General features: G+C 35.7%; 23 protein-coding genes. 7 read left to right on the top strand and 16 right to left on the bottom strand.

The features are described 5' to 3' along the window. Positions 1 to 41 precede the first annotated feature (41 nt). The 5 genes from dnaJ to O0955_RS10430 all read right to left on the bottom strand — a co-directional run bounded on the left by dnaJ (position 42) and on the right by O0955_RS10430 (position 3,981). Positions 42 to 1,205 carry a molecular chaperone DnaJ gene (gene dnaJ, locus O0955_RS10450; RefSeq protein WP_269427492.1) on the bottom strand — a complete coding sequence of 388 codons (1,164 nt, stop codon included), beginning with the start codon at positions 1,203 to 1,205 and terminating at the stop codon, positions 42 to 44. 84 nt (positions 1,206 to 1,289) lie between these two features. Beyond that, the gene (locus O0955_RS10445; protein WP_269427491.1) at positions 1,290 to 1,871 is read right to left on the bottom strand and encodes a nucleotide exchange factor GrpE; all 582 of its coding nucleotides are present in this window, start codon (positions 1,869 to 1,871) and stop codon (positions 1,290 to 1,292) included. A gap of 126 nt (positions 1,872 to 1,997) precedes the next feature. After that, positions 1,998 to 2,681, bottom strand: coding sequence for a cell division ATP-binding protein FtsE (locus tag O0955_RS10440; RefSeq protein ID WP_269427490.1), 684 nt, complete (start codon positions 2,679 to 2,681; stop codon positions 1,998 to 2,000). A 1-nt stretch (position 2,682) separates the two neighbouring features. After that, a complete protein-coding gene (locus tag O0955_RS10435; RefSeq protein ID WP_269415359.1) occupies positions 2,683 to 2,886 on the bottom strand; it encodes a fructose-6-phosphate aldolase in 204 nt (67 codons plus the stop codon). A gap of 78 nt (positions 2,887 to 2,964) precedes the next feature. Continuing rightward, positions 2,965 to 3,981, bottom strand: a complete 1,017-nt coding sequence (locus O0955_RS10430; RefSeq protein WP_269427489.1) for an acyl-CoA reductase — start codon at positions 3,979 to 3,981, stop codon at positions 2,965 to 2,967. A 78-nt stretch (positions 3,982 to 4,059) separates the two neighbouring features. Between O0955_RS10430 and O0955_RS10425 the strand changes: the two genes are divergently transcribed. Next, positions 4,060 to 4,410, top strand: coding sequence for a 4Fe-4S binding protein (locus O0955_RS10425; protein WP_269427488.1), 351 nt, complete (start codon positions 4,060 to 4,062; stop codon positions 4,408 to 4,410). A 123-nt stretch (positions 4,411 to 4,533) separates the two neighbouring features. Here the strand turns inward: O0955_RS10425 and O0955_RS10420 are convergent, their stop codons facing one another. Next, entirely contained in the window at positions 4,534 to 4,983 is a 450-nt protein-coding gene (locus O0955_RS10420) for a universal stress protein (protein ID WP_269427487.1), read from the bottom strand. Between O0955_RS10420 and O0955_RS10415 the strand changes: the two genes are divergently transcribed. From O0955_RS10415 to O0955_RS10405, 3 genes are read left to right on the top strand one after another with little or no spacing between them, the layout of a single operon-like run. Further along, complete coding sequence (locus tag O0955_RS10415) at positions 4,982 to 5,878, top strand: C40 family peptidase (RefSeq protein WP_269427486.1); 897 nt, start codon at positions 4,982 to 4,984, stop codon at positions 5,876 to 5,878. The two genes, O0955_RS10420 and O0955_RS10415, sit on opposite strands and share 2 nt — an antisense overlap. A 40-nt stretch (positions 5,879 to 5,918) precedes the next feature. Further along, positions 5,919 to 6,125, top strand: a complete 207-nt coding sequence (locus O0955_RS10410; RefSeq protein ID WP_269427485.1) for a hypothetical protein — start codon at positions 5,919 to 5,921, stop codon at positions 6,123 to 6,125. A gap of 2 nt (positions 6,126 to 6,127) precedes the next feature. After that, positions 6,128 to 7,228 (top strand): multinuclear nonheme iron-dependent oxidase, encoded by a 1,101-nt coding sequence (locus O0955_RS10405; RefSeq protein WP_269427484.1) that lies wholly within the window; start codon positions 6,128 to 6,130, stop codon positions 7,226 to 7,228. A gap of 48 nt (positions 7,229 to 7,276) precedes the next feature. Here O0955_RS10405 and O0955_RS10400 read toward each other — a convergent pair whose 3' ends face one another. From O0955_RS10400 to hisG, 10 genes are all read right to left on the bottom strand, one after another. Further along, positions 7,277 to 8,176 carry a WD40 repeat domain-containing protein gene (locus O0955_RS10400; protein ID WP_269427483.1) on the bottom strand — a complete coding sequence of 300 codons (900 nt, stop codon included), beginning with the start codon at positions 8,174 to 8,176 and terminating at the stop codon, positions 7,277 to 7,279. Positions 8,177 to 8,566: 390 nt separating this feature from the next. Then, entirely contained in the window at positions 8,567 to 9,169 is a 603-nt protein-coding gene (hisIE, locus tag O0955_RS10395) for a bifunctional phosphoribosyl-AMP cyclohydrolase/phosphoribosyl-ATP diphosphatase HisIE (RefSeq protein ID WP_269427482.1), read from the bottom strand. Continuing rightward, entirely contained in the window at positions 9,166 to 9,441 is a 276-nt protein-coding gene (locus tag O0955_RS10390; protein ID WP_269427481.1) for a hypothetical protein, read from the bottom strand. The genes hisIE and O0955_RS10390 overlap by 4 nt, the downstream gene beginning before the upstream one ends. A 9-nt stretch (positions 9,442 to 9,450) precedes the next feature. Further along, the gene (gene hisF / locus O0955_RS10385; protein ID WP_269427480.1) at positions 9,451 to 10,206 is read right to left on the bottom strand and encodes an imidazole glycerol phosphate synthase subunit HisF; all 756 of its coding nucleotides are present in this window, start codon (positions 10,204 to 10,206) and stop codon (positions 9,451 to 9,453) included. A gap of 59 nt (positions 10,207 to 10,265) precedes the next feature. Then, complete coding sequence (hisA, locus tag O0955_RS10380; RefSeq protein ID WP_269427479.1) at positions 10,266 to 11,015, bottom strand: 1-(5-phosphoribosyl)-5-[(5-phosphoribosylamino)methylideneamino]imidazole-4-carboxamide isomerase; 750 nt, start codon at positions 11,013 to 11,015, stop codon at positions 10,266 to 10,268. 1 nt (position 11,016) lies between these two features. Further along, the gene (hisH, locus tag O0955_RS10375; protein ID WP_269427478.1) at positions 11,017 to 11,610 is read right to left on the bottom strand and encodes an imidazole glycerol phosphate synthase subunit HisH; all 594 of its coding nucleotides are present in this window, start codon (positions 11,608 to 11,610) and stop codon (positions 11,017 to 11,019) included. Between the two features lie 173 nt (positions 11,611 to 11,783). Beyond that, on the bottom strand, positions 11,784 to 12,917 hold the full coding sequence (gene hisB / locus O0955_RS10370) for a bifunctional histidinol-phosphatase/imidazoleglycerol-phosphate dehydratase HisB (protein WP_269427477.1): 1,134 nt from the start codon (positions 12,915 to 12,917) through the stop codon (positions 11,784 to 11,786). Beyond that, positions 12,917 to 13,957 carry a histidinol-phosphate transaminase gene (gene hisC, locus O0955_RS10365; protein WP_269427476.1) on the bottom strand — a complete coding sequence of 347 codons (1,041 nt, stop codon included), beginning with the start codon at positions 13,955 to 13,957 and terminating at the stop codon, positions 12,917 to 12,919. Before hisC ends, hisB begins: the two co-directional genes overlap by 1 nt. Position 13,958: 1 nt before the next feature. Next, positions 13,959 to 15,239 carry a histidinol dehydrogenase gene (hisD, locus tag O0955_RS10360; RefSeq protein ID WP_269427475.1) on the bottom strand — a complete coding sequence of 427 codons (1,281 nt, stop codon included), beginning with the start codon at positions 15,237 to 15,239 and terminating at the stop codon, positions 13,959 to 13,961. A 48-nt stretch (positions 15,240 to 15,287) separates the two neighbouring features. After that, positions 15,288 to 16,139, bottom strand: a complete 852-nt coding sequence (gene hisG / locus O0955_RS10355; protein ID WP_269427474.1) for an ATP phosphoribosyltransferase — start codon at positions 16,137 to 16,139, stop codon at positions 15,288 to 15,290. Positions 16,140 to 16,414: 275 nt separating this feature from the next. Here hisG and O0955_RS10350 point away from each other — a divergent pair, with 275 nt between their 5' ends. From O0955_RS10350 to O0955_RS10340, 3 genes are all read left to right on the top strand, one after another. Continuing rightward, the gene (locus tag O0955_RS10350) at positions 16,415 to 17,977 is read left to right on the top strand and encodes a L,D-transpeptidase family protein (RefSeq protein ID WP_269427473.1); all 1,563 of its coding nucleotides are present in this window, start codon (positions 16,415 to 16,417) and stop codon (positions 17,975 to 17,977) included. A 149-nt stretch (positions 17,978 to 18,126) separates the two neighbouring features. Further along, positions 18,127 to 19,683, top strand: coding sequence for a L,D-transpeptidase family protein (locus tag O0955_RS10345; RefSeq protein ID WP_269427472.1), 1,557 nt, complete (start codon positions 18,127 to 18,129; stop codon positions 19,681 to 19,683). Between the two features lie 18 nt (positions 19,684 to 19,701). Next, positions 19,702 to 20,106 (top strand): hypothetical protein, encoded by a 405-nt coding sequence (locus O0955_RS10340; RefSeq protein WP_269427471.1) that lies wholly within the window; start codon positions 19,702 to 19,704, stop codon positions 20,104 to 20,106. Positions 20,107 to 20,171 lie beyond the last annotated feature (65 nt).

The raw sequence follows: 20,171 nt of genomic DNA, 5'->3' as shown, positions 1-20,171 counted from the left end.
AAAGTATCGGTTTTTTATGTTATAAACAAAACTCAATAAGGTTATTCGAAATACTCTTTCATTCTTTCGAAGAAACTCTTATCGTTTTTACCCGGTTGTGGCTTAAAGTTAGGCGATTCACGTAATTTTTCTAAAGTATCACGTTCTTCGCTGCTTAAAGCTTTAGGTGTCCATATATTAATGTGAATAATCTCATCACCTCTGTGGTAAGAATTCACTTCTGGTAAACCTTTGCCTTTTAAGCGTAATAATTTTCCGCTTTGAGTACCCGGTTCTATTTTAATTTTTGCTTTACCATCAATAGTTGGTACTTCAATGCTTAAACCTAAAGCCGCATCAATAAAGTTTAAATGTAAATCATAAACCACATTATTACCTTCACGTTTTAGTACTTCATGAGGTGTTTCTTCAATCAATATGATTAAATCTCCCGGAATGCTGCCATTTGGTGCCGCATTGCCTTTACCGCTCATGCTTAACTGCATGCCTTCGCTAACACCTGCAGGAATATTAATGGTAATGGTTTCTTCTCCGCGTACTACACCATCACCATGACAAACTGTACATTTAGATGTAATTTGCTGACCACTACCGTTACAGGTAGGGCAGGTAGATGCAGTTTGCATTTGCCCTAAAATGGTATTGGTTACCCTGCGCACCTGACCACTGCCACCGCAGGTACCACAAGTACTTACTGATGACTTGTCTTTTGCACCAGAACCATCACAGGTTTTACAAACAATAAGTTTGTTAACCTTAATTTTTTTCTCTGCGCCATGAGCAATTTCTTCAAGGGTTAATTTTACTTTTATGCGCAGATTTGAACCTTTAGCCACACGACGTCCGCCACGTTGTTGACCACCGCCGCCGCCACCGAAAAAGCTTTCGAAAGGGTTGTGTCCACCAAAAATATCACCAAAATTGCTGAATATGTCATCCATATTCATATTGCCGCCACCATAACCACCAGAAGCACTGCTGCCTACACCGGCATGCCCGAACTGGTCATAACGTTGTTTTTTCTCTGCGTTACTTAAAACTTCGTAAGCTTCGGCAGCTTCTTTAAATTTATCTTCAGCAGCTTTATCCCCAGGATTTTTATCCGGGTGATATTTGATTGCCATCTTGCGATAAGCCTTCTTAATCTCATCTGCAGCTGCGCCTTTGGTTACGCCTAATACGTCGTAATAATCTCTTTTGCTCATTTTCTATTTAAAATGATTGAATTTTAAGTAATTAAATAAATGCATTGCATCTTTTTTAATCCCCATACATTCAATAATTAATTTTTATGCACCTACTACAACTTTAGCAAAGCGAATAACGTTATCATTTAAAGTATAACCTTTTTCTACCTCATCAATTACTTTTCCTTTAAGATCAGCGGTAGGAGCAGGTATGTTGGTAATTGCCTCATGGAAATCAGTATCAAACTCTTTGCTGATGCTTTCTACATCTTTCAGGCCTTTTTGTGCTAAAATGTTTTTTAGTTTATTGTGTACCAAAAGCACGCCTTCTTTAACCGGCTCAATATCAGCAGCAGTTTCCATTGCTTTAAGTGCACGGTCAAAATCATCTAGTACGGTTAATAAAGATACAATCACATCTTTACCGGCAGTTTGCAATAATTCAACACGTTCTTTTTGTGTACGGCGTTTATAGTTATCAAACTCAGCATATAATCGTAAATATTTATCATTAAGCTGCTGAACTTCTGCTTGTAATTTTTCTTCGGCAGATAATTCAGGTGCTTTTTCAGTTTCATTGGCCGCATCAGTATTTTCTGCATTTTCTATCGCAGTATTTTCTGACGTGTTTTCAGGATTCATTATATTTTCTTCTTTATCGTTATTTTTCTTCTTATTAAACATAATATTAGGCTGAATTTTTTTGTGTTAATCTCAACAATTTTGCCATAAACGGAAATCAGCCAAGCTGTCAGTTTTATTTGAAATTAACTGAACAGATTGGCTGATTCGCTGACTAATGTCAGAGTTTTAAGCTATTTGTGCATCTTCGTGTACAATCCCATTATCACATTTGATGATGCGTGAAGGGTATGTTCTGATGATGTGATAATCGTGGGTAGCCATTAAAACCGCAGTTCCGTTTTGGCTAATTTGCTTTAAAAGCGTAACAATTTCTGATGAAGTTTCCGGGTCCAGATTTCCTGTTGGCTCATCTGCCAAAATAATTTCAGGGTCATTTAACAAAGCTCTTGCAATTACAATACGCTGTTGCTCTCCACCCGAAATTTCGTGGGGCATTTTTTTAATTTTAGAGCGCAAACCCACTTTGTCAAGCACATCTTTTATACGTTCGTTAATCAGCTTTGCATCTTTCCACCCGGTAGCCTTTAAAACAAACTCCAGGTTTTTCTCAATCGTACGATCGGTTAATAACTGGAAATCCTGAAATACTACACCTAGTTTACGACGTAAAAAAGGAACTTGTCTTTCCGTCAGGTTTTTAAGGTCGAAACCGGCAATATCTCCGTTTCCGTTGCCAATGTGCAAATCGCCATACAAAATTTTAAGTAAACTACTTTTTCCTGATCCGGTTTGGCCAATTAAGAACACAAACTCGCCTTTTTCTACATGTAAATTTACGTTTGAGAGTACCAGATGTTTCTGTTGAAATACATCAACATTGCTTAAATGAATTACTGCGTTTTCTGCCATTTTATATTTCTAATTTAGCAATCTGCCCAAAAGGCAAATCCTTTACCATTTGCATAATATAGTCTAGTTTATCTCCAAGACCTAATTTATCTAACGATTTATCGGGCCTGTCTACCCTAAAATAAGCCAGCAAGGTGAATTTATCATCTCTCAACTGAACATAATCAGGAATTTTGGCGATGCCTTTAACTTTAATGATATACATTGTGTCCAAAAATAGCATTTCCAATCGATAAGCGAAAGCAAGAGTGCTTTTTTATCTGACCGGACACTGCGTATAATATTAGTTTAGCTCGTTTAAAAACTCTATTGTATTTACATCATCTGCATAATCCCAAAGTTTTGGATGCTGACTTTCTCCAAAATTAAACGTATTCATATTTAGGTTAGCCTTTGTAATCACACATTGAATGCTCTGTTCTTTATCTTTTAAAATCGTTTCCACATCCTTAAAATTTTGATATTCTTCGTAAAATAAAACAGCCAGTGGAGAGGTTAAACTTTCATCCTCTTTTAAAAGCAGAAAACCATTATCAAAATGTTTTGCAGCATTTACCAGATAGATGGATTTATTGTAGTCGTAATTATTATTGTACTTAAAATGGTTAATAATCGGTTGATAGCTTTCAATGCCTTCGTAAAACTTAGCGATATCATAATTGGCCGGAAAATATATTTTAGAAACATTTCTGCACCCCAAACCAAAATAGTCAAAAATATCAGCACCCAGATTCTGTATGTCCTCTTCACTTTCCTCACCAGTTAAAACAGCTACGCTATTTCTGTTTTTTCTAATAATATTTGGAACTTTGCTAAAATAGTAATCAAAATATCTTGATGAATTGTTGCTTCCCGTTGCAATAACGGCATCAAAATCTTTTAATCTTTCTACATATTGTATTTTATCTTCAAATGCAGGTTCTATTTTGATCAGTGCGGATAATACGGCTTTTAAAAGCTTATCATCAGCAGAAGACAATTTAATTAACGCAATATTTCCGGTAGCCAATACACATAAAACATCATGAAAACCAACCATTGGGATATTACCTGCCAGTATTAATCCCACTTTTTTAGGTGAAGAACTAAACTCTATTGTTTTAAACCAGGCATCTACATCCGCATCGTTTAACATTTCTGAGAAAGATAAAACCGACTTTTTTATATTATCTGCAGTGAACCAGGCATTACTATTTTCAGCCGCATATATTGCATTTTCCAGTACATCAGTAGGGTTGGAAAGTAAGGTGCCTAACTTTTTAAAGGCGTTTATTACTTTTTCATGTGTTAATGCTGACATATTTAGAATTATTATTAAGTGATTATGTATTATATTTGCATCGCAAAGGTAAACTAAGCAAAAGAATTAGACGATAACATGGCGATTAAAATAACAGATGAGTGTATAAATTGTGGGGCTTGCGAACCGGAATGTCCTAATAACGCAATTTACGATGCCGGTACTGCATGGCGTTTTTCTGATGGAACGAATTTAGCAGGTATCATTGATTTTGGCAATCAGCAAATGGAAGCTGATGCAGCACAGGAAGCAGTTTCTGATGAAGTATATTATATTGTATCAGATAAATGTACAGAGTGTAAAGGTTTTCATGATGAACCACAGTGTGCTGCGGTTTGTCCGGTTGATTGTTGCGTGGATGACGAAGATATTCGTGAAACAGAAGAAGAATTATTAGCTAAGAAAGCCTGGTTACATCAGGAAGGTTAATACTACATTGTAGAAATACAGTTAAGATATAAATTAAAGTCCCGACAAAAATCGGGACTTTTTTATTTTAAGTAATTTTTTTCTTCAGCATAAAATCGCTTAACTCTCTTGTTGTATTTAAGCTTAAACATCACATTTATTAGGCACAATTAAAACCGGGCAGGCTGATTTTCTGGCTACATGTTCTGCCACGCTGCCCATTAAAAAATGATACAACCCCGTACGCCCATAAGTGCCAATTACAATTAAATCAGAACCCCATTCATCAGATTGTTGAATAATACCGTGTGCAGCGGTATCTACAACGGATAAATATTCTGTTTTTATCCCTTTTCCATACTTCGTTTCCATTTCTTTTAATAACAAATGACTGTTTTCTTCACTGTTATCGTACGTTTCCAGGAAAACAGGAGCGAGGGTTAAATCAGGGTTCACATTTGCCGGAATGGGTTCTACAATATTGACCAATGCCACATTTGCTCCAAACTTTTCAGCCATTTCATATCCGGCTTTGGCTGCCTTTTCTGAGCAGGTGCTGTTATCAACAGCAATTAATATTTTCTTAAAGTTCATGATGCGTACATTTAAAGGTGATTATCATAAAAATAACAATTTTACGGCTAAAATGTTAGGCTATGGATTGAATTTATTAGTTTTACGAAACATTAACGGGCAATATTTAATGGAAAATCAATACGGCATATGCAGGGTAGCTGTAGCACCTTTAAGAGCTGATGCATCAGATAAAGCAGAAATCGCGTCACAATTATTATTTGGCGAACATGTAGAAGTTATTCAGAAAGAAGACCGTTGGTGGCTGGTTCAAAATGGCTACGATGGTTATGAAGGCTGGCTGGATTTCAGGCAGTTGGCGCCAATTTCTCAAAATATTTTTGCTGAAATGCAGGATAATAAATTTTTGGCACCTTTAAGCTTTAATAATGTGCTTACTGCCGAAGATGGAAGTTTGTATCATTTGAGTCCGGGAAGTAACCTTCCTTTTTATAAAGACGGGTATTGTTTTGCCGGTGCTGAAAAATTTAAAGTAAACTTTGAACCATACATTAACCAGCAGATAGATTTTAATGCCAACATTGCTGCTGTTGCTAAATTTTTTCAGAATACGCCTTATTTATGGGGCGGCCGGAATTTGTTTGGTTTGGATTGTTCTGGTTTTGTTCAGGTTGTTTTTAAATTGCTTGGCATAAAACTAAGAAGAGACGCTTCGCAACAGGCCGAACAAGGCGAATTGGTTGGCTTTTTAGCGGAATGTAAACCTGGTGATGTTGCCTTTTTTGACAATGCTGAAGGCAGAATCACGCATGTAGGCATCATGCTGAGCAATAATGAGATCATCCACTCTTCGGCTAAGGTTCGTATAGATCCGATAGATGATCAGGGGATTTTTAATAAGGAATTGGGTAAATACACGCATCAACTTAGAATTATTAAGCGTTTTGTGGAATAAGAGGTAGAAATGCATCTTTTATAAAAAGATACTAAGATTTATGAAACTTTCCAAATTTCTATTGGCCACCCTATTGTCATCAGCAGTTGTTGGAGTACAAGCTCAAACAAAACCGGTAAAACAAAAAACTAAAATAGTAGCTAAAAAAGCTATTCCGAAGAAACCTGTTGCTAAAGTTAAAACGATGCCAATACCTATTAATAAAGATCCAGATCATTATTATTGCCCACCTTGTGGCAAAGGTTAAAAATGAATAAGCCATATTTGGGCATTTCTATAATGCCAGAACATGATTTTTTACAAGCCGTTTTACCTCTACTTCAAGATGGAGATATAGAAACCATTGAATGGTCTTTCGATACTATTAAATTTGAAAAGTACAAACCTAAATGGTTGAATAGATTATTGCAGGAATATGCAGATAACAATCGGCTTATTGGGCATGGTGTTTATTATTCTCTATTTCAGGCAAAATGGAGTAAAGAACAGGCTAACTGGCTTAAAAAATTAAAAAAAGAGGTAGAAAAGTATAATTACAGACATATATCTGAACATTTTGGATTTATGAGCGATCATGTCGACCACCATAAAGGATGTCCATTTCCTGTGCCTTTAAATAAAACAACTTTAGCTATAGGTATAGATAGATTACAACGCCTACAGGATGCTGCACAGTTACCTGTTGGCGTTGAAAATTTAGCATTCTCATTCTCCAAATACGATGTAAAACGACAAGGGGAATTTATTACAAAACTGATAGAACCTATAAATGGATTCGTTATTCTGGATTTGCACAATATTTATTGCCAGTCCGAAAATTTCGGGATAGAAATGATGGATCTGATAGATTGTTATCCTTTAGATTCGGTTAAGGAAATTCATATCTCAGGTGGAAGTTGGCAGGAAAGTGTTTATCAGGGTGTAATCAAAAGAATAAGACGGGATACGCATGATGGTAATGTGCCAAAAAAAATATTTGATGTGTTACCAGCAGTACTTCAGAAATGTAAATCCGTAGAATTTGTAATCTTTGAAAAGATGGGAAATTCTTTTCAAAAGCCAGGCGATTTTGTTGACTACAGAAATGATTTCAACAAACTTAAAAACATAATAGAGAATACTACGCTTAAGTTTGAAGCTAAAGAATGGGGAAATAAAATAATCCCCCCAAAAAACCCTATTGAAGATGGATTACTTTTTACAGAGCAAAATTTACTTAGCCGAACACTTTTAGAATCAAGTAATTACAAAGAACTATTATCAAAAATAAGTCTGAAGAATTGGGAAATTGATAAATGGGATCCAAGAATGATTGATACTGCCATAGCATTAAGTAAAAAGTGGAGTTAGCCAAAACTAGCCATATAATGATGTCAATTAAAACCATGAGATAGAAATTTAACTTTCAATCTCCCAAATCATAATTTTTCGGTCATCTCCGGTAGAAATTAAATACTTTCCGTCGTTAGACCAAATAATTTTGTTAATAGAATGGGTATGTCCGATACCCGCTTTTTCGAGACTTAGAATTTTATAAAGCTTAAAATTTTCAGCATCCCAAAGTTTTATACTCTTATCCTGACTGCTGGTTGCAAAATAGGGTAGAGTGGGATGAAAAGCAATATCATAAATGGTAAACATATGAGCAGGGATGGTTTGAATCAGTTCGTATTCAGGTAGTTTCCAGATCATTAATTGCGCATCCCGGCTTCCCGAAATTAAATATTTTCCTTCAGGATGGTAAGCCAAAGAAGTTACAGGTAAGGAATGCCTTTCCAGTTTTTGCTTTACGCTATAATCTGCCAGGTTATAAATCCTGATCTGATGATCTTTGCATCCAAAAGCAATCTCTGTTTCATCTAGTGAAAGCGCAATGGTTCTAACAGTATCATAAGCTGCCTGAAAACGATAAATTTCTTTAAAATCATCTAAAGACCAGATGGCAACGGTTCCATCCTCACCGGTTGTAATTAATTCGTTTTTGGATTGAACGGTTTTAATGTCAAAAATAGGTTTTAGGTGCGCATTGATTCTGGCAACTATTCCTTCTTTTTCTAAGTCGTAAACACTAAATGCACCACTACGCTCGCCTATAAAAAGTCGGTTATTGTAGTAATGTAAACAATAAACAGAACTTTGTACAGGCATTTTAACCTTTATAAAAGCCATCTTTTCAAGAGACCATTCTACAACACCTTTATCATTACCGGCACTAAAGAAAATAGCTCCATTAGCTGAACCAGATAAAGCATAAACCGGGTTTTGATGTCCTGAAAAGGTATGGATGTGTTTAAGCATTACTGCAGATCTTTAGTTAGATGATTATAGAGCAATATAAAAATCAATTATTTGATTCCTAAATAAATATAATGTGATTATAATAATTCCGGTTAAGAAATAAGATTTTGCCTTCCTTAAGTTTTGTTTTCTGAAATTCAGACAGATACATATTAAAATTGAAAAAATAATCAGAAACAATGCAGACCATTCTGCAATAAAAACATTTATAGGTAGGCTAGATATCCTGTCTGATTCTGAACTTTCCCCTAACACCACCCAAAAAATAATTGGAATGATTAAAATATAGAATAATGTGCAAACGAAGAAAAAAATTAGAAAAACAATAAAAAAATGCCAGATTAAAATCTTAGATCTCCATATATCCATAAATTTATCTAACATTTTTCCTTATTTATGTCTCTTTTCTAAGTTTTTGGCAATATCCTGAATGGATAATCCTTTTTCCTTTAATAAAAACAGTAAATGAAAAACAAGATCTGATGCTTCCCCTATAAATTCTTCCTCTGTTTCAGCTAAAGCAGCAATTACGGTTTCAACGCCCTCTTCTCCAACTTTTTGCGCAATTTTATTCAATCCTTTATTGCGCATTTTATTAATGTACGATCCCTCAACAGGGTTTTCATACCGATCTGTAATGATATTTTCCAGCTCAAAAATAAAATTCTGATTAAAATCGGTTTTAAAGCAACTCCGGCTACCCGTATGGCAGGTTGGACCAACGGCATCTGCTTTAATTAAGATGGTATCGTTATCACAATCCACAAACATGTCTTTTACATATAAAAAGTTGTTGCTGGTTTCTCCTTTTGTCCACAATCGGTTTTTAGAACGCGAAAAGAAGGTTACTTTACCTTCTTTTTGCGTTTTTTCTAAAGCTTCAGCATTCATATAACCCAGCATTAAAACCTCCAAAGTTTTATAATCCTGTATAATCACCGGGAGTAAGCCAGCTGTTTTATCCCAATCAAGGGCTGATGTATCGATGTTCATTTAATTTTGTTGTTATTTGAAGAATGATGGTGTTGTATGATTAACTGCTCTATTGTTTCTAAATCAGATCTGTTAATTTTTCCTACCGCTTCTACCTTTGGTCCATAATTCAAATCATATCTCAGGTTAAATCTTTCCCCTTTAAATCTGCAAAAAATAAGATCCGCTTCCGGAATAAAAGCTTCTCTTTCTATTGCAATTTCGTGGGTAGTATCCATTTTACCTAATGCCTCTAAAATTTCTTGATATGTTAAATCGTGCAGATTCATCATTATTTGAAATTAGATCCTCACTGGAATATGATTTCTTTTTAATTCTTGCTTTAAATCAGGAATCAGGATTTCGCCGTAATGGAATACCGAAGCGGCAAGTGCGGCATCAACATTAGCCTTTTGAAAAACTTCTGTAAAATGTTCCATATTTCCGGCACCGCCTGAGGCAATAATCGGGATATTGATCATGTGGTTAATTTTTCCCAATAATCCGCAGTCAAATCCCGCTTTTGTACCATCATGGTCCATTGAGGTTAATAAAATTTCTCCTGCACCTAAATCTTCGGCCTGTTTAATCCAATTTTCTGTTTCCAGTTCAGTAATTAAACGACCTCCATTTAAGTGTACCATATTTTTGCCGTTTATATACTTCGTATCTACCGCTAAAACCACAAACTGAACACCGAATGCCTTAGCCAGTTCTTCAATCAATTTTGGATTTCTAACCGCTGCAGAGTTAATGCTGATTTTATCGGCGCCTGCATTTAATAAAGCTTCTGCATCGGCAATTTCAGAAATTCCACCGCCAATGGTAAAAGGAATATTTAATTGTCTGGCCACAGATTTAACCATTTCAATCATGGTTTTCCGGCGTTCGTGTGTAGCCGTAATGTCTAAAAAAACCAGTTCATCTGCACCTTGTTGTGCATATTGAGCCGCCAGTTCAACCGGGTCGCCCGCATCACGAAGATCAACAAAGTTTACGCCTTTAACCGTACGGCCATCTTTAACATCCAGGCAAGGGATTATTCTTTTGCTTAACATTTGTTTGGTTTTTCGTCATTGATTCGTATTTCGTAATGACGATTTTGTTAAAATTTGGCTTAAATAGAACTCAAAGCCTTTAAATTCCACTCTTTAATCTCCTCAATAGTGATGTGGTTTTCGTAAATTGCTTTACCTACCACTACACTTCTTACATCAAGTTTATCCAACTCACGGATATCTTCCATTGAACTTACCCCACCCGAGGCGATTAGTTTTATAAACGGTGAATGTTCAAGCAGTTTTTTATACAAATCAATTGCAGCGCCACCCAGTTTACCATCTTTATTAATGTCGGTACATAAAAAACGGAAGAAACCCAGTTGAAGACATTTATCAACATAATCCATCAGCTTAATTGGCGAACTTTCCATCCAGCCAGAGTACTTAATTACTTCATCCAGTACATCAATCGCAATTACAATCCGGTTTGCATAATTATCTTTTTTAGCAAAGGTTTCACTTAATGCAGGTAAAAATTCAGGGTTGGTAATGGCCTGTGTACCTACAATTACCCGGTGAATACCGGCATCCAGTAGATTTGTTACCTGCTCAATGGTGCGGATACCGCCACCGTACTGAACCTTCATTTCCGTTTTTTTAATGATTTCGAAAAGTGATTTCTGGTTGCTGAAATCACCTTTTGCACCATTTAAATCAATAATATGGATAAAATCTGTTCCGTTAGAACGGTATCTTTCAATCATTTCTGCAATAGAAACGTCGTATTCTGTTTTTTGGTTGTAATCACCTTCACGCAGACGGACAACTTTCCCATCCAAAATATCAATAGCAGGTATTATGTACATTTTATAAGCTTAAGTTTGAAAAATTCTTTAATATTAATTCACCGGCCTTTCCCGACTTTTCAGGGTGAAATTGTACGCCGTAAAAATTGTTTTTTTGTATAGCTGCAGAAAACTTTAAACCATAATCGGCAGATGCAATGTCAAAAGTAGGGTTATATTCAATAAAGTAAGAATGTACAAAGTAAAATTGTTCATTATTTTCAATCCCTTTAAATAACGAATTATTGGTGTGTTGTATTGCGTTCCATCCCATGTGTGGGATTTTGATACTCAATGTTTTATCGAATTTTTTCGTCATCACCGGAATAATGTTCAGAAGTGTTGAATCGCCTTCTTCTGAGTGTTCTGTGAGGAGTTGCATTCCCACACAAATTCCTAATACGGGCTTGCTTAACTTTTTAATGGCTTCTATTAACCCGGTATCTTTAAGTTTTTCCATTGCTGCACCTGCATGGCCAACGCCGGGAATGATCATGTGGCTGTATTTTTCCAGCTCATCCTCGTTGTTAACCATTCCGTAGGCAATATTTAAACGCGCTAAAGCTGCGGTTAAAGAGAATATATTGCCGGCACCGTAATTTATTATTCCAATCATATTTAATAATTCAGATTTGTGTGTTTAAGGATTTGAAAATGAAAGTTTGTTTTTCATGGGTTCTACAGCCCTGCTATTCGTTTCTCCCGTTGAAAAACCGGGATCCACTGCTATCAGGTTTATTTAACAACGTTTGTGCGTCAAAACCACTTCAACCTTTCTATTCTCTATCTTTAAAGCATTCCTTTAGTACTTGGCAAAACCATTTTCTCTGCATCACGCTTTATTGACATTTTAATGGCTTTGGCAAAGGCTTTAAAAATGGCTTCGATTTTATGGTGCTCATTATCGCCTTCAGCTTTGATGTTTAAATTACATTTTGCGGCATCACTAAACGATTTAAAAAAGTGATAAAATAACTCTGTAGGCATATCACCAACCATTTCACGCTTAAATTCTGCGTCCCAAACAATCCAGTTTCTTCCACCAAAATCAATGGCAACCTGTGCCAGGCAATCGTCCATAGGCAAGCAAAAACCATACCTTTCGATGCCCAATTTATTGCCTAAACCCTTTGCAAAGGCCTCGCCAAGTGCAATTCCCGTATCTTCAATGGTGTGGTGCTCATCAATGTGTAAGTCGCCTTTAGCAATAACCTCCAAATCAACACTTCCATGTCTGGCAATCTGATCCAGCATGTGATCAAAAAAGTTTAGCCCGGTTTCAATTTTAGCTTTTCCTGTCCCGTCTAAATCCAGGTTAATGGTAATGTCGGTTTCATTAGTTTTACGTACATGGCTTATTTTCCGGCTTCCGGCTTTAAGCAGGTTGTAAATATCTTCCCATTTTTTAGTCTCCAAAATGATTACATCAAGCAACGTTTCGTGTTTATCCAATGCTTCAGTAGAGCCTAAAGCATCATTTTGACGAAGAAAAATTGCTTTCGCACCTAAATTTTTGGCCAAAACCACATCGTTTAACCGATCTCCGATTACAAATGAATTTTTTAAATCATATTCTTCACCAAAATATTTGGTTAAAAGGGCTGTTCCCGGTTTACGGGTAGGGGCATTATCTTTTGCAAAAGTGCGGTCGATAATTACCTCGTCAAAATGTACACCTTCACCTTCAAAAGTGCTGATAATGAAGTTGTGAATTGGCCAAAAATTCTCTTCAGGGTTTGAAGGTGTACCCAATCCATCCTGATTGGTTACCATAACAAGTTCGTAATCCAGCTCTGCTGCAATTTTTGAAAGGTAATATAAAGCTCTTGGATAGAACTGCAATTTAGCAAAACTATCTACCTGCTCATCTTCCGGTTCAATATCTAACGTTCCGTCACGATCGATAAACAATACTTTTTTCATTATAAATTTCTTAAAACAGTTAATAGTTTGTCGTTTTCCTCTTTGGTTCCAACGGTAATTCTTAAGCAACCCTCACAAAGGCTAACTTTCGAGCGGTCGCGAACAATAATTCCTTGTTCTACTAAAGTATCATAAATTTTAAGGGCATCTTTTACTTCTGCCAAAATAAAATTAGCATCAGAAGGATATACTTTATTTACAATTTCCAGTGTGATCAGGTCTTTGGATAAACGTTCGCGTTCGGCTACCGATTCTTTAATCCAGTTGTTTACTTGTGCGATGTTTTTTAAGGCTTCAAAAGCTAAATCCTGTGTAGCCTGATTGATGTTGTAAGGTGGCTTAATTTTGTTCAGAACATCGATCACTTTTGTGGATGAAAAAGCCATCCCTAAACGTAAAGCAGCAAGGCCCCAGGCCTTAGAAAAAGTTTGCAAAACAACCAGGTTTCCGTATTCGGTTAACTCCTGAATAAAGGTCTTTTGTTTTGCGTAATTTATATATGCTTCGTCGATTACAACGATGCCTTTAAAGTTGGCTAAAATGGTTTCAATATCTGTTCGGTTTATTGAATTTCCGGTTGGATTATTTGGCGAACAAATGAAAATTATTTTCGTGTTTTTGTCAATCGTTTCTGCAATTTTTTCAAGGTCTAACTGGAAGTTCGGAAGCAGGTTTACCTTGCGGATTTCTACATCATTAATATTGGCCGAAACTTCATACATTCCATAAGTTGGAGGCAATATAATTACGTTATCTTTTCCCGGATTGCAGAAAGCACGGTACAATAAATCTATGGCCTCATCACTGCCGTTTCCAAGGAACGTATTTTCAATCGGAACGCCTTTTATTTTACTGATGGCATCTTTCAAGTCTAATTGCAGCGGATCCGGATAGCGGTTGTAATTTGCAGGAAGCGGAGAGCCATAACTGTTCTCGTTTGCATCTAAAAATACAGAAGCCTGCCCTTTAAATTCGTCCCTCGCTGTAGAGTAGGGGCGTAGGTTTTTTATGTTTTCTCTTACTAAATCGTTAATATCCATCTTATGATTTTAATCTAATCGTAATTGCATTTTTGTGTGCCTGCAAACCTTCAGCGGTTGCAAGGGTTTCAACAGTTGGTCCAATGTTATTTAAACCTGCTGTTGAAAGGTGCTGGAAAGTGATTTTCTTAATAAACGCATCCAGTGATACGCCTGAGTACGCTTTTGCAAAACCACTTGTAGGTAAAGTGTGATTGGTTCCTGATGCATAATCGCCTGCACTTTCGGGTGTTAAATTACCCAAAAATACAGATCCAGCGTTGATAATCAGCGGAATAAGGTTTTGGTAATGATCTGTCGCCATAATCAAATGTTCAGGTGCATACTCATTAGAAAAAGCCATTGCAGTATTTAAATCATTCACTAAAACAGCATAGGAATTTGCGATTGCTTTAGCTGCAATATCCTTTCTTGGTAATATACTAATCTGATTTTCAATTTCTTTGATAGTTTCTGTTATGATTTTATTTGAGGTAGAAACTAAAATTGCCTGACTATCAGATCCATGTTCCGCTTGAGCAAGCAGGTCTGCAGCAACGAATGACGGAATGGCAGTCTCATCTGCGATGACTAAAACCTCAGATGGGCCGGCAGGCATATCAATTGCAGTGGTATTTTGTACCATGGTTTTTGCTGTGGTAACATAACGGTTTCCCGGGCCAAAAATCTTATAAACCTTAGGTACGGTTTCTGTTCCAAATGCCATTGCGGCTACCGCTTGTGCACCACCAATCAGGTATATTTTTTCAATTCCAAGAAGCACTGCGCAGTAGGCCAGAAAACAATTTGTTTTGCCGTCGCTTTGCGGAGGAGAACATACCACTATTTCATTGCAGCCAGCAATAATTGCAGGGGTTGCAAGCATTAAAAAGGTACTTGGTAAAACTGCGGTTCCTCCAGGGATATAAAGGCCCACTTTTTCTATCGCACGTGCCTCCCGCCAGCACACAACACCGGGCATAGTTTCTATTTTCTCTTCCGTTTTAGATTGTGCCTCGTGAAAGGTTTTGATATTTTGATAAGCAGTATCAATTGCATTTTTTGCATCAGGCGGAATGGTCGATGCAATTTCTTTGAGCTCTGCTGCATCTAAAAATAATTTACCCAAATCAACTTTGTCAAAGGTTTTGGCGAAATTTAAAAGTGCTTGGTCACCTTCTTTTTTGACTAAATTTAAGATTGAAAAAACACGTTCTTCAATCAATTTATCGTCTTCAATTTGCCTCGAACACAGTTCTTCAATTTTTGATTTAGATAAATCTGTATAGTTGTAGATTTTCAATGTTTTATGATTTTAAATTAACCAATAGTTAATATATTTTTTAATGATTTATGTGATTATTTTCTCAATTGGCATCACTAAAATTCCCTCAGCGCCTGCTGCTTTTAAGCTGTTGATTTTATCCCAAAAATCTTCTTCAGCAATTACAGAATGTACAGCAACCCAGTTCGGTTCAAACAGCGGAACAATGGTTGGACTTTTAACACCTGGCAATAAATCAACTACTTTTTGGAGGTTATCTTTTGAAACATTTAGTACCACGTACTTGTTAGATTTTGCACTTAAAACGGAGCGGATTCTTTGCAGCAGTTCGGCAACTTCCGGATTATCTGTAATGGATTTATTCCCGATCAAAACAGCTTCCGATTGCATCACGTCAGCGAAGGGTTTTAGTCCGTTACTTTTTAAAGTTCCGCCGGTAGAAACGATGTCAAAAATGGCATCACTTAAACCCAAACCCGGGCCAATTTCTACGGAGCCTGAAATGGTTCTGATGTCTGAATTTATGCCTTTAGATTTTAAGAAATTTTCAAGAATTACCGGGTAAGAAGTAGCGATTGCTTTGCCATTTAATTCTTCCAGTTTTTGGATGTTGCTGGTGGCTTGAACGGCAATTTTTAAAGTACATTTTCCGAAGCCTAATTTTTGTAAATAACTCACGTCAGCTTTTGCTTCTGTGATTACATTTTCGCCAACAATTCCAAGGTCAGCAATTCCATCCTGAACGTATTCGGGAATATCATCATCCCGAAGAAAAAGTATTTCTAATGGAAAGTTAGTAACGGTTGATATTAAAGAACTTTTATAATTCTCGAAGGATAAACCACAGTTTTTTAAAATTTCTACGGATTTTTCATTTAACCTACCCGATTTCTGGATAGCGATTTTAAGTGTTTTCAAAGTATTGAATATAGAGTGAACAGGAAATTATTTTACGGAAAAAAAGTTTTGAAGTACAAAACAAACATATCATATCGCCTATCGGCGATGGTGTAAATGTAAGTGATGGTTCAAAATTAAGTTCATAAAATTATTTGTGCCTGTATCAATACTTTAGCTGATAAGCGATGGCAAATATAAAGATAGAATTGATAAAACAAAAAATTATGGCACTTAATTTGCCCTTTATTGGTTTTTTAACATATTTCTACAGTTTTTATATAAAATAGTACATCTTGAAAAACTTTCGCTTTCTAATAATTCCATTCATTTTAACAATTGCTGCCTGTAACTGGTTTAAAACGCCACCGGAAATCGGTAAAGTATTATCAGAACATTTTAATAACAAAATATACAAAGATTTCGATACTGTAGCCTACGATAGCGTCTTTGTTAAAACAATGGATAGCTTGTCGGATGGTTTTGCAAATCCTAAAACGATCAAAGCATTTTATGCAGCTAATAATTCTGCACCACAAATGGTCACCAGATTTTACGCTAACGGTGGTTTAGATTCTTTAGAAAACTATTTACAAAACAGTAAAGTACACGGTTTTAATCCAAAAATATTCAGAACAGAAGAAATTAAAAGTTTACTGGAGGAATTAACGGCCAATAAATTCAAAAAAGTAGACGAAAGTTACCCGGTTATCGCAAAACTTGAGCTGTTAACGGCAAATGCTTATTCAAATTATTTTAATTATTTGAATTATGGAATTGTAAATCCCAGGAATATATTTTCGAGGTACTACATAAAGGTAAAAAGACCGGATAGTTTATCTATTTCCAGACTTTTAAATTCAGAAAATATTTTAGACAGTTTGAAAGCTGTTCAGCCAAAATCTGTTCAGTATAAAGCTTTGCAAAAAGCCTATTTAAATGCAACAGCTGAAGAGGAGAAAAGAATTCTTTTACTAAATATGGAACGTTTTCGCTGGAAGCTTCCGGAAATGGGAGAGAATTATGTTCAGGTTAACATTCCTGATTTTAAACTAACCTGGTTAGATAAGCTTGACACCGTAATTTCGATGAAAGTTTGTGTGGGAGGGAAGCGGGAAGCTGGTTATGATGAAAAGATGAAAGCTTTTGCAAAATCAGGTAACCTGGATGATAAGCCAAAAAACCATGAAACCCCATTGCTTTTTAGCAAAATAAATTCTATCCAGGCCAATCCGGTTTGGAACATTCCGGTGAGTATTGCGCAAAGTGAAATTTATTGGATGGCCAGAAAAGATCCATATTACTTATCAAACAGCAATATTAAAGTTTACTATAAAGACAAATTAATTAACGAGCCTGACACCATTAACTGGAGTAAATATTCGAGAGATAAGCTGCCATTTAAATTTAAACAGGGCTCAGGTGAAGGAAATGCTTTGGGTAAATTCAAATTTATTTTTGATAACAGTTCCAGTATCTACCTTCACGATACCAACAATAAAAATGGTTTTAATTTAACTAACCGGGCCATTAGTCATGGTTGTGTGCGTATAGAAAAACCTTTGGAGTTTGCAGAGTTACTGGTTAAAGATCCTTATACTTACGATAAATTAAGAGCCGAGGTTGATTTGCTTCCTGTTGATAGTACGCACATGAAATGGTACAAAAAACGTATGGCTCAAAAAGCAGATACTTTAAATACATTTCAGCTGAAACCTGCATGGTTTGGCCCTAAAAAAGCCGTTCCTTTAATTATAACTTACATTACCGCCTGGGCTCAGGATGATAAAATTGAATATCGTTCTGATGTTTATGGCATGGATGAAAAATTATGGGTAGCCATGAAAAAATTTAGATAAAAAAATTAATTAATAACGTCCCTGTTAAATTTTCTTGCTTAAGCATTCCCCAGGCCATTGGAAACAATATTTGGGTAAATTTCTGTATACCAGAGTTTAGGCAGGTAATAATCCCGTATTAACTATTTATTTAGCTTTTTAAGCAATACGTGAAAACACTTAGACTATTAATTTTACCCTGTATTTTAATTTATCTCTTTGCATTTAAAAAAGAGGAAAATCTTGGACAACAGCTTGCCAAATGCCTGCAAAATGAGCTATATAGTCAGCTGGACTCTTCTGCGCTCGACTCTGTTTTTGTTAAAACTTTAGATAGTCTCTCGTTTAAGCTGGTAAACTCAAAATCACTAAAAAAATATTATAAAGATGCGGGTTACTCGCCCAATTTTATCCTTAAATTTTATGAGAATAAAGAACTGGATTCTTTAACAAATTACCTGAACAATAGTGTTATACACGGTTTTAACCCTAAAATATTTTCTGTAGGCGAAATTAAATCTCTAATTGAAAAACTAAAGCTCAATAACTTTAAAAAAGTAGGAGATACATACCCAACAATTGCAAAACTTGATATTTTATGTGCCGATGCCTATATCAATTACATAAATTATTTAAAATTCGGCACCGTAAATCCAAGAAAAGTAATACAGGACTATTACATAAGTATTAAACAACCAGATAGTCTGTTTATTCCAGGCTTGCTAAATTCAGAAAATATTACAGATACATTGAGAGGCGTACAGAATACCTCAAAACAATATACCGCTTTACAAACGGAATATTTAAAATGTAAAAATGATTCCCTCCGAAAAATGTTAGCTGTTAATATGGAACGTTTACGGTGGCGTTTACCGGAAATGAATAGTACTTCTTATGTTCAGGTTAATATTCCGGATTTCAAACTTGTTTACTTCAATAATCAGGATACGCTAACCAGCATGAAAGTTTGTGTAGGAGAGCAGAAAGATCGGGATTACGAGGAAAAAATGAAAATTTACAATAAAACCGGTGACTTTGAAGATAGACCCAGTAATCATGAAACACCTATACTGGTAAGTAACATCAATTCTTTATACACCAATCCGGTTTGGAATATTCCGGAAAGTATTGCGAAAACAGAAGTTTATGATGCAGTCCGGAAAAATCGTTATTATCTGAAGAAAAGCAATATCAAGGTGTATTATAAAGATGAATTAATGGATCCGATGGAAATCAGATGGTGGAAATATGACCGGGATAAACTGCCTTTTACTTTTGTGCAGGAATCAGGTCTGAAAAACTCGCTGGGCAAACTAAAGTTTGCTTTTCCTAACAGATTTAGCGTCTATTTACACGATACCAATTATAAAAACGGGTTCAAACTTAAAAACAGAGCAATAAGCCACGGATGTATTAGAGTTGAAAAACCATTGAAACTGGCTGAACTTCTAGTTTCTGATCAGGAAAAATACAATAAAATGAGAATTGAGGTGGGTTATAAACCTTTAGATAGTGCCTACATGAGTTTATATGAAAACAAAGTTAAGGCCATTGCTAAATCATCTGATGATTATAAGTTAAAAACAATGCGGTTTGTACCCAAGCAAGAAACCCCTATATTAATTACCTATTTTACAGCCTGGTATCAAAATAATAAAATTGAGTACCGGTCTGATGTTTATGGATTGGATGAAAAATTATGGGTAGCCATGAAGAAATTTAGATAGAAGCTGTAACTTTGCAAAATGCAGGAAAAACTCACTTTTAACCATCAGGCCGATATTGTAAACAGCGCAATTAGATTTATCAATTCGTGGTTTAAGCAATCTAAAACAATTACTGATGAACTAAGTGATTTCTTTATTCTTCCGGGAAACAAAATAATTGGTAAAGAAGTAATTATTGCCAGACTGAAAGGTATTTTTGGTAAATCTGACGAGTATGCTGGTGGCAGATATGATATTATCGATTCAAATTTTGAGTTGCTAAATGATGGAAAGGGAATCGCCTTTGTAGAAGGTGTTGCCGGGTTTAGGGCGGTGCTTAAAACTCAATCTAAAATTGTTAGCGGGCCATTTAAACTCTATTTTGCCCTTCAAAATGAGCAATGGAAAATTGTAAACATTGTTTTTCCGGGCTTTGCGTATTGATTATAAGGTTTTTCTTGATTTGTTTGGCCTGAAATTCGCCACTTTCCATATTTTTTCTATCTTTG

Origin of the sequence: Pedobacter punctiformis, from assembly GCF_027213715.1 — a bacterium.
Classification (GTDB): Bacteria; Bacteroidota; Bacteroidia; order Sphingobacteriales; family Sphingobacteriaceae; genus Pedobacter; species Pedobacter punctiformis.
Note: the sequence above shows the minus strand (reverse complement) of the source record. Positions and strands in the feature narration are given on the sequence as shown.